The 14,353-nt window shown below is 69.4% G+C and carries 17 protein-coding genes; 9 read left to right on the top strand and 8 right to left on the bottom strand.

Features of this window, described 5'->3' with window-relative positions; genetic code table 11:
- From MRBLWH7_RS12920 to MRBLWH7_RS12890, 7 genes are all read left to right on the top strand, one after another.
- A complete protein-coding gene (locus tag MRBLWH7_RS12920) occupies positions 1-1,293 on the top strand; it encodes a family 1 glycosylhydrolase (protein WP_341995077.1) in 1,293 nt (430 codons plus the stop codon).
- Between the two features lie 47 nt (positions 1,294-1,340).
- Positions 1,341-2,306, top strand: a complete 966-nt coding sequence (locus MRBLWH7_RS12915; RefSeq protein WP_341995075.1) for a glycoside hydrolase family 43 protein — start codon at positions 1,341-1,343, stop codon at positions 2,304-2,306.
- 195 nt (positions 2,307-2,501) lie between these two features.
- Positions 2,502-3,359, top strand: a complete 858-nt coding sequence (locus MRBLWH7_RS12910) for a helix-turn-helix domain-containing protein (protein ID WP_341995073.1) — start codon at positions 2,502-2,504, stop codon at positions 3,357-3,359.
- 62 nt (positions 3,360-3,421) lie between these two features.
- The gene (locus MRBLWH7_RS12905; protein ID WP_341995071.1) at positions 3,422-4,012 is read left to right on the top strand and encodes a dihydrofolate reductase family protein; all 591 of its coding nucleotides are present in this window, start codon (positions 3,422-3,424) and stop codon (positions 4,010-4,012) included.
- A 64-nt stretch (positions 4,013-4,076) separates the two neighbouring features.
- Positions 4,077-4,670, top strand: coding sequence for a hypothetical protein (locus MRBLWH7_RS12900; protein WP_341995069.1), 594 nt, complete (start codon positions 4,077-4,079; stop codon positions 4,668-4,670).
- Positions 4,671-4,715: 45 nt separating this feature from the next.
- Positions 4,716-6,386 (top strand): alkaline phosphatase D family protein, encoded by a 1,671-nt coding sequence (locus MRBLWH7_RS12895; protein WP_341995067.1) that lies wholly within the window; start codon positions 4,716-4,718, stop codon positions 6,384-6,386.
- Positions 6,387-6,459: 73 nt separating this feature from the next.
- On the top strand, positions 6,460-7,059 hold the full coding sequence (locus MRBLWH7_RS12890; protein WP_341995065.1) for a dihydrofolate reductase family protein: 600 nt from the start codon (positions 6,460-6,462) through the stop codon (positions 7,057-7,059).
- Positions 7,060-7,111: 52 nt separating this feature from the next.
- On the opposite strand, the gene MRBLWH7_RS12885 is transcribed toward MRBLWH7_RS12890, so the two are convergent.
- Together MRBLWH7_RS12885 and MRBLWH7_RS12880 are read right to left on the bottom strand one after the other, a co-directional pair.
- Complete coding sequence (locus MRBLWH7_RS12885; RefSeq protein WP_341995063.1) at positions 7,112-7,843, bottom strand: flavodoxin family protein; 732 nt, start codon at positions 7,841-7,843, stop codon at positions 7,112-7,114.
- A gap of 77 nt (positions 7,844-7,920) precedes the next feature.
- Positions 7,921-8,601, bottom strand: a complete 681-nt coding sequence (locus MRBLWH7_RS12880) for a DUF2461 domain-containing protein (RefSeq protein WP_341995062.1) — start codon at positions 8,599-8,601, stop codon at positions 7,921-7,923.
- Between the two features lie 90 nt (positions 8,602-8,691).
- Between MRBLWH7_RS12880 and MRBLWH7_RS12875 the strand changes: the two genes are divergently transcribed.
- Together MRBLWH7_RS12875 and MRBLWH7_RS12870 are read left to right on the top strand one after the other, a co-directional pair.
- A complete protein-coding gene (locus MRBLWH7_RS12875) occupies positions 8,692-9,402 on the top strand; it encodes a lysophospholipid acyltransferase family protein (protein WP_341995059.1) in 711 nt (236 codons plus the stop codon).
- 67 nt (positions 9,403-9,469) lie between these two features.
- On the top strand, positions 9,470-9,847 hold the full coding sequence (locus tag MRBLWH7_RS12870; protein ID WP_341995057.1) for a hypothetical protein: 378 nt from the start codon (positions 9,470-9,472) through the stop codon (positions 9,845-9,847).
- Between the two features lie 40 nt (positions 9,848-9,887).
- Here the strand turns inward: MRBLWH7_RS12870 and MRBLWH7_RS12865 are convergent, their stop codons facing one another.
- From MRBLWH7_RS12865 to MRBLWH7_RS12840, 6 genes are read right to left on the bottom strand one after another with little or no spacing between them, the layout of a single operon-like run.
- On the bottom strand, positions 9,888-10,217 hold the full coding sequence (locus MRBLWH7_RS12865) for a CHY zinc finger protein (RefSeq protein WP_341995055.1): 330 nt from the start codon (positions 10,215-10,217) through the stop codon (positions 9,888-9,890).
- Positions 10,214-10,825, bottom strand: coding sequence for an energy-coupling factor transporter transmembrane component T (locus MRBLWH7_RS12860; protein ID WP_341995053.1), 612 nt, complete (start codon positions 10,823-10,825; stop codon positions 10,214-10,216). Before MRBLWH7_RS12860 ends, MRBLWH7_RS12865 begins: the two co-directional genes overlap by 4 nt.
- Positions 10,819-11,502 carry an ABC transporter ATP-binding protein gene (locus MRBLWH7_RS12855; RefSeq protein ID WP_341995052.1) on the bottom strand — a complete coding sequence of 228 codons (684 nt, stop codon included), beginning with the start codon at positions 11,500-11,502 and terminating at the stop codon, positions 10,819-10,821. The genes MRBLWH7_RS12860 and MRBLWH7_RS12855 overlap by 7 nt, the downstream gene beginning before the upstream one ends.
- Complete coding sequence (locus MRBLWH7_RS12850) at positions 11,499-12,623, bottom strand: thiolase family protein (protein WP_341995051.1); 1,125 nt, start codon at positions 12,621-12,623, stop codon at positions 11,499-11,501. The genes MRBLWH7_RS12855 and MRBLWH7_RS12850 overlap by 4 nt, the downstream gene beginning before the upstream one ends.
- The gene (locus MRBLWH7_RS12845; protein WP_341995050.1) at positions 12,613-13,707 is read right to left on the bottom strand and encodes a class I adenylate-forming enzyme family protein; all 1,095 of its coding nucleotides are present in this window, start codon (positions 13,705-13,707) and stop codon (positions 12,613-12,615) included. The genes MRBLWH7_RS12850 and MRBLWH7_RS12845 overlap by 11 nt, the downstream gene beginning before the upstream one ends.
- A complete protein-coding gene (locus MRBLWH7_RS12840) occupies positions 13,704-14,351 on the bottom strand; it encodes a biotin transporter BioY (RefSeq protein ID WP_341995049.1) in 648 nt (215 codons plus the stop codon). Before MRBLWH7_RS12840 ends, MRBLWH7_RS12845 begins: the two co-directional genes overlap by 4 nt.
- Positions 14,352-14,353: the final 2 nt, after the last annotated feature.

Genomic DNA, 14,353 nt, shown 5'->3' with positions numbered 1-14,353 from the left:
TTGACTGACTGGTACACCGAGGGACCGCTGCGGTTCGGGCTCGGCATCGAGAACACGTTCGTCCCGCAGGGCGGGCCGGGTCTGCGGCCGATCGACGAATACGAGCTCACCGAGCACTACACGCGGTGGCGAGGCGACCTCGACCTCGCCGCCGGTGTCGGGGCGGAGTTCCTCCGCTGGGGCATCCCATGGCACCGGGTGAACCCTGCACCCGGCCGCTGGGACTGGGGCTGGACGGACCGCGTGATCGGCCGCATGGCCGAGCTCGGCATCCGTCCCATCATCGATCTTCTCCACTACGGCACACCGCTGTGGCTGGACGGGCAGTTCGCGGCTCGCGACTACCCGCAACGGGTGACGGAATACGCGGTGGCGGCGGCCGAGCGGTACTCCGACCTCGTCACCGACTACACCCCGGTGAACGAACCGATGATCCACGTGCTGTTCTGCGGCGAATACGGCTACTGGCCGCCGTACCTGGAGGGCGAAGAAGGCGCTGCGCGGCTCGCCGTCGCGATCGCGAAGGGCTTCCAGGCGACCCAGCACGGCATCCGTGAGGTGCTGGGGGAGCGAGCGACCTTCGTGCATGTGGATGCCTCGCTGCGGTACGCCGGCGCGGTCGATGCACCTGAGCATCGCGAGACGGCCGAGCGACTGCGGCACCAGGCTTTCCTCGTCGAAGACCTCGTCACCGGCCGGGTAGGGGCGGAGCACCCGCTCCTCGATTTCCTGCTGCGCCATGGCGTCGAGGAGGGCACGCTCGACGACCTCGCTCACCGCCCAGCTCACCCCGACATCATGGGCGTGAACTACTACCCCCGGCACTCCACCGAGGTCTTCGAACCGGGCGTCCATCACCGCGGCGGCTTCTCCGACCCGCGGCCGACGCGCGACGATGGGCTGCCGGGGCTGTCCGAGATGCTCGTCGAGTATGCGCGGCGGTACCAGGCGCCGGTCATGGTGACCGAGACGTGCGTCACCGGAACCGTCGCGGACCGGATCGACTGGCTCACGGCATCCGTCGCAGAAGTCGAACGACTCCGCACCGACGGGCTTGCGGTCGTCGGGTACACCTGGTGGCCGCTGTTCGACATGTACGAGTGGACATACCGGCACAGCTCCGGATCGAGGTCGGACCATCAGCTGGCCATGGGACTGTACGAACTGGTCGAGTCGACAGGAGGTCTTCAACGTCGCCGAACGGCGGTCGCTGACGCATTCGCGGCGCTCGCACGGCGACAGGATGAAGCCGCGTGGGCACGGGCCGAGCGAACGATGGAGGGGCTGCGATGAGCGATGGCGCACAGGAGAAGTACGAGGCGTATCTCTTCGCCCACTTCGTGGGTGAGGACGGCCCCGATGCGGAGCAGATTCACTTCGCTGTGAGCCGCGGCAACACGCTCAGCGAATGGGACATGCTGGCCGGCGGCGACCCGGTGCTGCGTTCGTCCGTCGGAACAGGCGGAATCCGCGACCCGTTCATCCTGCGGCTGCGTGACGGCGAACGGTTCGTCATTCTGGCGACCGATCTGAAGGTCCATGGCATCGGGCACTTCCGCACCGCCCAGGAGCACGGCAGCACCGCGCTGCTCGTGTGGGAATCGAGCGACCTGGTGACGTGGGACGGCCCGCGGCGAGTGGAGGTGATGGCGCCGGAACGGGCAGGCAATGTGTGGGCGCCCGAGGCCATATGGAGCGAAGAAGCGCAGACGTACGCCGTCTACTGGGCTTCCAACCTCTACGAGGAAGGCGTCGCTGAACGACGTAACGCCGACAGCTACAACCGCATGATGATTGCGACGACCGACGACTTCGTCACCTTCTCTGAGCCGCGTGTCTGGATCGACGTGCGCCGCGCCGCCGGCTACGGGACGATCGATTCGACGGTGGTCCGCCATGGCGGCGCCTACCACCGCTTCACCAAAGACGAGCGGCCCGACGTGATGCACGTCTTCCATGAGATCAGCCCCGATCTGTTCCGTATCACGACGGAGGCCGTCGGATCGGCCTGGGATCTCGTCGCCGAGCGGATCGGATCGGATCACGTCACGCACGGGGAAGGCCCCATCGTCGTGCCCGCGAACACCGACGACCGCTGGTTTCTGCTGCTGGACTGGCCGCCATACGGCGGCGGAACGGGCTACGTCCTCCTCGAAACGGACGATCTCGGCTCAGGTCGCTGGACGCGCACCACCCAGAGTCTCCCGCCGCGGTTCCGCCACGGATCGGTGATCCCGATCACGGACGCGGAACGCCAGCGCCTGCTCGCCGATCACCCACCTGCCGTCGAGCCAGCCGCGTCCTGAACACGACGGAGACCTCGACAGGGTCAGGTGCCCGCCGGCGTTTGCACGGCCCGATTGCGGATGGTCGGGCCGATGATGCGTGCAGGACGGGCTCATCTCGCGAGCGGTGGAGCGGACAGCAGCTCCCACGAGTCTCGGGATTCAGTCTCGTTGCCGGCGCCGTGCACGCGGTGACGCGCGATGCCAGAGGGTGACGTGGGCGATGATGTCAGCGTGGAGTATGTGTCCAGGGTGCCCGGCCCGCCCCTGGACGGGTTGATTGACGACCTCTACTACTTGGACGGTTCCCCACCGTACTCCCGGTTGCTGCTGCCGGCGGCGCCGGCGCCGTTGCTCATCGTCAACCTCGGGGCGCCGTTCGCCCTCCGCACACGCACCGCTGTGGAGGCCGTGGAATACGCCGACGGCTGTGTGGTCGCTACGCCCACCCGCGCGTGGGAGTTCGGCTACCCGACCCCGACCCGGTCCGTGGGCGTCCACTTCAGGCCATGGGGGTTGGCACCGTTCCTTCCGGTGCCCGCCTCCGAGTTGCTCGACCGGCCGGCGACGGTGGAGCAGATCTGGGGCCGATCCGCTGTCGCTGAGTTGAGACACCGGCTGACCTTGGCGGAGACACCGAACGAAATGCTGACGTTGCTCGAGGAGGAACTGGTGCGACGGGCGCGTACGATCAACGGCCTGGACATCGTCCGGCAGGTGAGCAGCGCCATCGCCGAGACGGGAGGAGCGGTTCCGATCAGCGACCTCAGCGCCGCAGCCCATGCGAGCAGCACGTACCTGGCGAAGCGGTTCAAGGAGATCATCGGCGTCACGCCCAAGCGGCTGGCGCGCGGCTACCGGTTCACCGCCACCGTGTTGGCGATCAACGTCGCTGCACCGATCGACTGGGGCGACGTTGCCGCCCGCGCAGGCTACTTCGACCAGGCTCACTTCGTCCACGAATTCCGAGAGTTCACCGGGCTCACGCCGACCCGGTACGTCGAAGTCCGGCAACGTTTCCTCCGCGAACATCCCGACCACGCACTGGAGGGATGGCCGCTGCCGGTCGATTGATTTCTTACAAGAGCGACCACTCGCCACACACGAGACTTGGGGCCCGAACAGAGGAGGAAGCCATGGGGAAAGTGGTCATGAACGCGTCGGTCTCGGTGGATGGCTTCATTGCGGCCGAGAACGACGATCCCGGTCCACTGTTCGAATGGCTGGTCAGCGGGGACGTGCCGTTGGACGACAGCGGCGTACTGAATGTGTCGCAAGCGTCCTTCGACCACATCCGTCCGTACTGGGACGAGATCGGGGTGACGATCGCCGGTCGCCACGTCTTCGACATCACGGACGGCTGGGACGGGAAGCCTCCGAGCGGAATCGACCACGTCGTCGTCGTGACGCACCGACCGGCTCCCGAGGGCTGGGACCCCGCCGCGCCGTTCCACTTCGTCAACGGCATCGAGGCGGCCGTGATCACAGCGAAGGAACTCGCCGGTGGCCGCACCGTCGAGGTCGCTGCCGGTGACGTCGGCGGCCAGGTGCTCGCCGCAGGTTTGGTCGACGAGGTGCGCATGGACGTCGCACCCGTCGTGCTCGGGTCCGGCAAGCGTTACTTCGGGTCCATCGACTCGCAGCACCTGTTGGAAGACCCAGACGTCGTTGTTCAGGGCAACCGGGTGCTTCACCTGCGCTATCGAGTGCGCCGCCTGCCCGTCTGAGCGCGACGTCCGGTTCGGCGAAGACAGCTGGCGCCGTCGGCCGGAGTGGTGATGCAATCGGCAGATGGGGACAAGCCGTTCGGCGTTCATCGACCGATCACGATCCTGGCGCGCGGTTCTCGCCGGTGTCGGAGGCCTGTGGGCACTGGCGATCCTGCCGTTCCCGGCGACGGATTTCGGGGTGCCGTTGTGGAACTGGGTCTTCCGCTATCGCCTCTACTTCTGGGCGCGTGCGTCGGTCCACGATCCGTACATCGTCTTCGGGGCGCTCGCCGGGCTGTCTTTCCTGGCGATCGGACTCGCATTGCTCCCGGATCTGCGGAGGGCCGGGTGGGGCGGCGGCGTCATGGCGTGGCTGGTCATCGCTGGGGCGCCCGTGACCGCGCTCAGCTATCTCAACACGCCCCCGGAGGCGCCGCTGCACTTCCTGTGGGGCGCAGAGGCCTTCGTGCTCATCGCGGTCGGCCTGGCCGGCATTCTCGCGGCAGTGACAGCCGGATCACGCTGGCCTCTGTGGGTGCGGATCGTGCTGAGTCTGACCTTGCCCCTCCTCGTGGCGGGCACCCTTGCCACGGGATACTGGCCGCACGGACCTCTCGTGGTGCTCGGAGTCGAGGCGATCGTCATCATCCTTGCCGCGCCACGCCGCGATGACTGACGGCACCCCTGGCCGCTATGGTGGCCGGCGCGGTAGAACGGGTTCATGGGATCCCCGCTGGTGTTGGGGCCGATGCTTCGCTACGTCGACGAGACGTCGGCCAGCATCTGGGTGGAGACGCGAGCCGACTGTCTGGTGACCGTCCACGCGGACGGACGGTCGTGGCAAGCGCGCAGCTTCACCGTGCACGGCCACCACTACGCCCTCGTGGAAGTCGACCGGCTCGAGCCTGGCAGCGTCTCGCCGTACGAGATCGGGATCGACGGGGTGTCCGTCTGGCCCGATCCACGCACGGAGTTCCCAGCATCCGTGATCGCCACGCGCACGCCCGGGCAACGGTCGCGCATCGCCTACGGCTCGTGCCGCACCAGTGTTCCGCACGACAAGTCAGGCAACCGAACCCATGGCGTCGACTCGTTGCGCGCCTTCGCGCTCGCGGTGGCCGACGGCCGCGAGGCGCGACCGGATCTGCTGCTCTTCCTCGGCGATCAGGTGTACGCCGACTCGACCACGAAGGAGATGCAGGCCTTCATCCGTGCCCGCCGGAACATTCACGAGGAACCGGGCAAGGAACTCAAGGACTTCGAGGAGTACGCCCATCTCTACCAGCTGGCGTGGTCGGACGGTGCAAATCGGTGGCTGCTCTCATGCGTGCCGAGCGCGATGATCTTCGATGACCACGACATCCGCGACGACTGGAACGCCTCGCTCGACTGGAAGCGGAAGATGGACGCCACCTCCTGGTGGCACGAGCGCATCGTCGCGGGCCTGGCGTCGTACTGGGTGTATCAGCACCTCGGCAACCTTTCACCGCGCGAGCGTGCCGCTGACGAGATGTGGCAGCGGGTGAGTGGGCGTGACGATGGTGCTTCCCGCGACCTCACCGCCGAGCTGGACGAGTTCGCCGACCGCTGTGACAAGGACCCGAACACCTACCGCTGGAGCTACTCCCGAGACTTCGATGGAATCCGTCTCGTCGTCCTGGATTCCCGCGTCTCGAGAGATCTCACCCCGTCGGATCGGGGGCTGCTGAACGATCGAGAGCTGACATGGTTCGACGACCATATGCAGGGCGGATTCCGTCACGTTCTGATCGCCACCTCGCTCCCGTTCCTCTTGCCGCTGGGTCTGCACCATGTCGAGGCATGGGATGAGGCGATCGCACACGGCGCCTGGGGCCGACGGGCCGCCTGGGTCGGGGAACGGCTGCGACAGGCCTTCGACCTGGAGCACTGGGGCGCGTTTCAGAACAGCTTCCAGGCGGTTGCCGGTATCACGACGGAGCTGGCAGACGGCGGCCGCGGCCCGTCGCCGCTGACGGTGACCTTCCTGTCCGGTGATGTGCACTTCTCGTATCTGGCCGAGGTGGAGCGTGAGAGCGGCAGCCGAATCGTGCAGGCCGTCTGCTCACCCATCCGGAACCCCCTTCCCAGACTCCTGCGCTGGTTCTCGGTTGTGATGTCGTACGGCGCAGCGACGCCGCTGGGGGCCGCAGCGGCCCACTCTGCACGGGTCCCCGACCCGCCCTTCCGCTGGAAGACAGTGAAGGGTCCGTGGTTCGACAACAACCTCGCCCTGCTGCAGGACCGAGCCGACGGGCTCACGATGACATGGCACACCGGTGTGGTCGAGGACGGAGACGAACTGCATCCTCGTCTTGAAGAAGTGGCATCCATCACGGTGCCGGCGAAGCGAGGCTCGAGAGTCTCGCACTGACGAACTCTGCGGTGGTTACTCGATCCCGATGGCGGCCGACTCCATGACCGCTGACCCGCAGTGGAGGAGGACAATGCCTCTATCGACGCAGAGCGGAGTCGGGATGGGTAACTCGGTGCTGTACATGTCCATGTCGCTCGACGGCTATATCGCCGGGCCGAACGAGACCGATGACAACGGGCTCGGCGACGGCGGCGACCGGCTTCACGAATGGGTGTTCCCGCCCGAGGGCGAGGTGAACACCCGAATCGTGGAGGAGTTCATGTCCACCGGCGCAGTCGTGGCCGGCCGAGGCACGTTCGAGCCGGCCGAAGGCTGGCACGGGGACCATCACGACGGAGTGCCGATCTGGGTCCTCAGCCGCCGGCCGGTTCCGACGTGGGCGAGCTCGATGCCGCTGGTGAGCTACACGAACGACATCGCGGAGGCGTTCAGGGCGGCTCGACAGGCCGCCGGAGACAAAGATGTGCTGGTGCACGGCGCCGCCACAGCGCAGCGCGCGATCGCCGCGGGCTTGCTCGATGAGATCGAGATTCACCTGATCCCGGTGCTGCTCGGAGCCGGGCGCCGTCTGTTCGAAGCGTCGGGCTCTCCCGGCCGGGAGCTCGAACGGATCAGGGTGCTGTCGGGGGAGGGCGGCGTCACTCACCTTCGATACCGTCTCCGGTACTGACGGCAGGGCACAGGACGGCTCGAGCCGCCCGCTTCGGCATCCCTGCGGGCGTTCAGCGGTACTCGGGGTTGGCGCCGAACCCGAAGTGTTCGCCGTTGTCCCACTTCTTGCGCAGGTTGCCGTAGGCCGGAATCCCGCCCGCATCCTTGAGGAGCCTGGCCATGTGCAGCAGGTTCCACGTCATGAAGGTGGTGTTGCGGTTGGTGAAGTCGTTCTCAGGGCCCCCCGATCCTGGGTCGAGGTAGCTCGGACCGGGGCCGACCTCGCCGATCCAGCCCGCATCCGCGGCCGGCGGAATGACGAACCCGATGTGCTGCAGGCTGTAGAGGATCGCCATCGAGGCGTGCTTGATGCCGTCCTCGTTGCCCGTGATGATCGCCCCGCCGGTCTTCCCGTAGTAGATGTACTGGCCGCGATCATTGAACAGTCCGCTCATCGCGTAGAGCCGCTCGATGAGCTTGCGTGTGATCGAGGCGTTGTCGCCGAGCCAGAGCGGTCCGCCGATCACGAGGATGTCGGCGGCATCGATGAGCGGCCAGATGTCGTCCGGCCATGCGTCCGCGTCCCAGCCGTGCTCGCGCATGTCGGGATAGACACCGGTGGCGACATCGTGGTCGACGAACCGGATCACGTCCACGCTCACACCTTGCGCGCGCATGAGGTCGATGCTGTGGTTCATCAGCCCCTGCGTGTGGGAGAGCTCGGGACTGCGCTTGAGGGTGCAGTTGATGTAGACCGCACGGAGGTCGTCATACGTCGCGGGCGGGCTGGTCGGACGGGTCATGCCGCCGACCATACGCCCGGAACTCGGCTCAAGCAGCATCGGTTCACAAACGCGAGAGCGTCGGCGAGAACCGATCGTCACATCCGGTCGCTGCCGCCCCGCCTCGAAGACTGGGCGGTCTCGAGCAGCTCGGCGCCGAGCGTCTGGGTCAGCCAGGCGCACCAGGTCGAGACGGTGCGCCAGTCGTCGGCCATGATGTCGTACGCGTCGGGCGTCCACATCCAGTCGGCGGGAGGCTCTCGCCTGCCGACGGCGAGTCGTCTGAGCTGCAGCAGCTGGACGCGCGGGTGGCCGGCGCGGTAGCCGCGAGGCGCGGTCTTGAGGGCGTCGTCGCGGAGGAGCTCGAAGCCTGCACTGCGCAACTCCGCGAGCAGCGCGTCGAGATCCTCGGCGGTGCGTGGATCGTCGACGGCCTCGCGGAAGCGGGCCAGCACCGCGGGCGGCACGTCATACATGCCGCCACCCAGCATCAGGCCGTCCTCGCTCAACTGCAGGTAGTGCGCCACGCGTGCCTGCGACACCATGCCGATGTGCAGCTTGTAGGGCGTCTTGTCGGCGCTGAAGCGGACGTCGCGATACGGGCGGAAGATCTTCACCGCACCGAACTCGGGCTCGAGCTCCGCACCGAGCGTCTCGAACGGTCCGCGAACGGCCGTGTCGTAGCGAGCTTTGTTGGCCGTCCACCACGTCTTCGTGTTGTTGGCGCGAAGCTCGGCGTAGAACGAGACGGCGTCGCGATCGAGTCCTTCGAATCCCACCCGCCGATCGTAGCGAGCGGATGCCGCGGGCAGTGGCCGATCGACACCACGCTGAGGATCGAACCCGGTCACGACGGATAGGGTGGCGAGGTGACAGCGCCTGCTCCGCCGAGCCCTGCCCCTGCACCGCGGCCGGGTGCCGTCTACTTCCTGGGGCGGGCGGTGCTGCGCCCGTTGTTCTGGCTGATCTACCGCCCGCGCATCGTCGGTCGGGGGAACGTGCCTGAGCGTGGGCCGATCCTGCTCGCGAGCAACCACCTCGCGTCGCTCGACACGGTCATCATCCCGACCTCCGCGGCCCGCCCCGTGCAGTTCCTCATCAAGTCGTCGTACTTCACGGGCTCCGGGATGCTCGGCCGCGTCAAGCGCTGGTTCTTCACATCGATCGGCGGTGTCCCGGTCTACCGCGCGACCGGTCGCGATGCGCGTGCCGCGCTCGACGCGGGCAGCAGCATCCTGCGGGCCGGGAGCGTGTTCGCGGTGTTCCCCGAAGGAACCCGCTCCCGTGACGGGAAGCTGCACGAGGGTCACGGTGGCGCGGCGTGGATGGCGCGCGACACGGGCGCCGCGGTCGTGCCCGTCGGGCTGATCGCGACCGGCACCGCCAAGCCGCTGAGCCATCTGCTGCCGGGGAGGCCGCGCCTGGAGGTGCACTTCGGCGAGCCGCTCGACCTCACCGACCTCGAGGGCGTGCCCGACGGCAAGGCTCGTCGCGAGATCACCGAGCGCATGATGGCCGCCATCGCACGCCTGAGCGGGCAGGAACGCTCCGGCAGTGTCAACGCGACCTCGCGCGACTGAGCCGCTCCGGCAGAACTGCCCCGCGACGCGCCCCGCCGACTGACGCCTACGTCGATATCGTTGCGCCATGCCATCGGTGACGGACTGGATTTCAAGCATCGGCTCCCTCGTCGGAGCGCTCACCGGCGTCGGCGCATTGATCGTCGCCTGGCTCAGCTACCGGAAATCCACCCGGGCTCTGGCGGCTGACGCTCAGACGCGAGCGGCGGTGGGCTCCACGATCGGAGCGGTGGAAGCCGTCGGACGCGCCGGCAGGTTCGACGCGATGCTGGATGCTGCGCTCAGGCGTCGAGCCGACGCGGAGGCGCATGAACCCGTCGTCGAAGACGGATTCATCATCGGTCGAGACAGACCTGACGGTGAAGGGAAGCGAGACGCGTACGAGGCAGCGTTGCAGGACGCTCGCCGAGCGCTCGGTTCGTCGGCGGGCGCCGACGAGGGCTGACATGCCCGGGACCGTCGCGGATGTCGACGGCTCGCAAGGTTCAGGGGGTGTGAAAGTACAGGTCCCAGTGCAGCTTGCAACGGGGATTGAAGGGTGCCGCACATGCCGGGCACGCGTTCGTGTGGGCGTACTCCGCAATGGTGAGGAGGTGTCCGCACGGGCCGCAGAGGATTGCTTGCTCGTCACGTGATTCCGCGGGCCACTGCTCGGCCGGGTGTTCGGCCGCTTCCTGGTGGCAGAGGTGACAGGGGTAGAACTCGTCGCAGCACGGGAACTTGATCGCGATGACGTCGAGCGGTGTCGCGTAATGGATGCAGCGCGTCTCGGCGTCGACGACAGGGCCACGCACGTCCGGGCGGTCCCGGGTCATCGGAGGCCTCGCGCGGCGAGGGCGTCGCCGAGTTGATCGGCGTGCTTGAGAGAGATGACGAGGAATGGAACGACGAACGTCCGCAGACTCGCGCGCGCGCCTCGGGCGCGTTGGGCGTCTCGTACGTCGGCGGCGATTCTTGCCAGCACGGGGACGGTGCCGAGTGTGACGGTCAGGAGGAGCGCGGTCCGCTCGCTGTCGACGCCGATGCGTCGCAGCGGGCGCAGGCCGCGTTCGAAGGCGTCCAGCAGGGCGCTGACGCGGGTGGTGAGGACGAGCAGCGCCGCCAGGACGAGGGATGCAGTCACCCGGGCGGCGTTGGCGACGGCGGCCTCGGGTCCGAGGAAGAGCAGCTGCCCCGCAACCGTGATGAGCACCACCCAGCGGATCGCGAACAGCTGACGTCCCAGCTCCCGCATGCCGCCTGCGCCGTCTCGGAGGCCCGCCACCGCGTAGGCGATGACGCTGATCGCGCCCGCCGCGCCGACCGTCCACCACTGGGACGGCAGGACGAGCACGCCGAGTACCAGCATGAGGAGCATGAGCGTCTTCGGGCCCGCCGGCATCCGATACAGCCGGCTGTCGCCGGGGCGGTAGTGCGTCAGCATCGCAGAGTCGTCTCGTACTCGGCCACGACAGCCGCGGGCTCACCCACCGCCACTGCTCGCCCCCCGGCGAAGAGCACCGCCTGCTCGCAGCGCTGCGCGAGGGCGAGGTCGTGGGTCACCAGGAGAAGCCGGTGCCCCGCGTCTTCGAGCAGGTGGTCGGCGACCCGGCGCGCGTTGCGGGCGTCGAGGTAGGCGGTCGGCTCGTCGGCGATCACCAGGTCGGGGCGACGCACGAACGCGCCGCACAGCGCGAGCAGCTGCTTCTGTCCGCCCGACAGGTCGTGCGCGGAGCGGTCGGCGAGCGGCGTGAGCCCGAACCTCGCGAGGGCGGCTGCGACCCGTTCGCGGACGTCGGCGGGTGGCATCCGTTCGGCCCGGAGTGAGAACGCGACGTCTTCAGCGACGGTGGGCATCACGATCTGCGCGTCGGGGTTGCTGAACACGAGCGCGGTGCGCCGTCGAAGCTCCGCCGCGTGCCTGACCGCGTCGAGCCCCAGGATGCTGATCGTCCCGCTGGTGGGTCGCACCAGCCCGCCGATGAGGCGGGCGAACGTCGACTTGCCCGAGCCGTTCTCGCCGATGACCGCGACGGTGCGCGCGGCGAGGTCGACCGTCACGTCGCGCAGGACGTCGGTCTCGCCGAGGCGGAGATCGGCGGCGGCCACCCGGATCGTCATCGCACCACCTCGACCACGGCGGCGATGCCCAGCCCACCGCCGACCGACGCCGCGGCGACACCGAGCGTGCCCGCCGGCCGCTCCGCGCGCACGAGCCGGCTGAACAGCCGCACCAGCGCCACCGCCCCGCTCGCGCCCCACGGATGTCCGAGGGCGAGCGCGCCGCCGTCCGCGCACACCCGCGGGTCGTCCTCGTCGACGCCGATTCGGTCGAGCACGGCGATGCTCTGCGCGGCGAAGGCCTCCACGATCTCGAATGCCTCGACGTCGGCGACGGTCGCGCCCGCTGCGCGCAACGCGGAGTGGATGCCGGGTGCCGCGCCGATGCCGGGAAGCGCGGGGTCGCAGCCGACCACCGCGGCGGTGCGTACGGCGAGACCCGGCGCGGTGCCGGCGGGAGCGACGACGACGACGGCAGCACCGTCGCCGATTCGCGTCGAGGTGCCTGCCGTGACGGTTCCGCCGGGGAAGAGGGCGGGCAGTCGCGGCAGCAGCGCCTCGGCGCCGCCGATCGCGTCGTCGTGGCGGAGTCCCGCGAGCGACACGAGCTCGGCGTCGAAGCGACCGGCGGCGAGCGCGGCCCGCGCCCGCGCGTGACTGCGCGCCGCATGCGCGTCCTGTCTGCTCCGGGGGATGCCGTCGTGCATCGCGAGATCCTCGGCCGCCCGTGTCATGTCGGGGTCGGGGAAGCCCGGCGGGGCGAAGGGGGCGCGGTCGTACGGGACGCCCGCCGCGATGCGCACCGGTGCGGTGGAGGGGCTCTCGACGCCCCCGGCCACCCGCACCCGCTCGTCGCCCGCGCGGACCGCGGCCACCGCATCGAGCACGGCGGCGAGCCCGCTGCCGCACTGCCGGTCGACGGTGCCACCGGGAACCTCGGGACCGAGCCCCGCGGCTAGTGCGGCGTTCCGCCCGGGGTTGCCACCCGGGCCCATGCAGTTGCCGAGCAGGACGTCGGCCACCCCGGCAGGCGAACCGGTGACTGCCCGGGCATCCGCCAGTGCCGCCCGGATCACTGCCCCGCCGAGGTCGCCGACGCTCCGTCCAGCGAGCGCCCGGCCACGCGTGGCGATGGGCGTCCGCCGGGCGGCGATGATCACGGGATCGCGGTCAGACGACAAGGCGCGACACCTCCCCATCGAACACTCGGCGCACGGCTTCGGCGCGCGCCGGTTTGCCCGACGCGGTGCGCGGCAGCTCGCCGGCGAACCACCGGCGCGGGCGATGCGCCGGTGCCAGGTGCGTCGCGACGATCTCGCGCAGGGCGGCGTCGGGGCCGGCTCCGTCGAGCTCGACGAACGCCGCGACCAGCGCCCCGACCCGTTCGCGAGGAAGACCGAACACGATCGCATCGCGGACACCCGGGATCGTGCGCAGGACCTCTTCGACCTCCTCGGGCACGATCGTCGCGGATGCGCTCAGGATGGCATCGTCCGCGCGTCCGAGGAGACGCAGCCGTCCGTCGATGAGCTCGGCGCGGTCGCCGACCGTCGCCCAATCGCCGTCGCGGCGCAGCGGACCGGGCGCTCCCGCGTACCCGGACGCCACGAACGGCGACCGCACCCACAGCTCGCTGTCGCGGATCCTCACCTCCACGCCGGGAAACGCACGCAGCCCGTCGCCGTGGTCGATGGCGACGAACGAGAGCTCGGCCGCCCCGTAGTAGGACACGACACGGATGCCGGCGGCCCGCGCCCGCTCCCAGAGCGCGGTGTCGAGGTGCGAACCGCCCACGAGCGCGGTCCGCAGCCGCGGTGGCGCGCCTGCGTCGAGCATTGCCCGCAGTGCCTGCGGAGTGCCGTGCATGCACGTGACGTCCGCGCTGTCGCCGGCGCCGAGCACCGGACGCGGGCCGCCCGACAGCGCGTGCGCGATCGAGAAGAGCGTCAGCGAGGAGGCGGGCGGCACGGTCAGTGCCACCGCCTCGCCCGGATCTGCGCCCAGCAGTTCCGAGATCGCAGGGAACGAGTCGCTCCACGAGGATGCGGTGCGCAGAACGAGGCGCGCACTGCCGCTGCTCCCCGACGTGAGCGAGGCCCAGGCGATGCCCTCGGGCGAGCCGGCCTCTGCTGCCGCGCCGAGCACCGCCTCCCACTGGGCGCGTGGCCAGCGGGGATCGCCCACGAGCGGGACGTCGCCCGCATCGCGTACCTCGCGCACACGCTCGAGGAGACCGGCGACCTCGCCGCCCAGCGGGATGATCACGACACGGTGGCGGGATCGCTGTCGCCCACGGCAGCGGGCTTCGTCGTCCACGTCCGGCGGAACGCCCGTGGGTACGCCCGCACCAGCGTGACCACGATCGCCGTGGCGAGCACGGCCTTCACGAGGTCGCCGGGCACGAACACCAGGCTGGTCAGCGCCGTCTCTCCGAGCGGCAGTCGCGTCACGAGGCTCTGCACCGGGATCCCGAAGGCGTAGACGACGAGGATGCCGCCGACCACGATCCCGAGCAGAGTGCGGGCGGTGGTGGGCTTGCGGCCGCCGGCGTGCACGATGAGTCCGATCACGACCGCGCCGGCGATCCACCCGAGCAGGTAGCCGGCGGATGGTCCGAAGAACACCCCGATCCCGCCACGCCCGCCTGCCAACAGTGGCATGCCCACCGCGACGAGGCCGAGCAGCACCGAGACCGAGAGCGCACCGAGCCACGGGCCGAGGACGGCGCCCGCGAGCATCACGCCGAGAGTCTGGGCCGTGATCGGGACCGAACCCAGGATCGTGAATCCTCCGGGCAATCCCAGGACCGCGATGATGGCGGCGAACACCGCGACTCGAGCGAGAGCAGTCGCGTCCAGCGCGCTTGCGCGTGCCGGTCGGTCGAGTGAGGAAGCGGGGGGCGTGGCCATCG

Source organism: Microbacterium sp. LWH7-1.2, from assembly GCF_038397755.1.
GTDB lineage: Bacteria > Actinomycetota > Actinomycetes > Actinomycetales > Microbacteriaceae > Microbacterium.
Note: the sequence above shows the minus strand (reverse complement) of the source record. Positions and strands in the feature narration are given on the sequence as shown.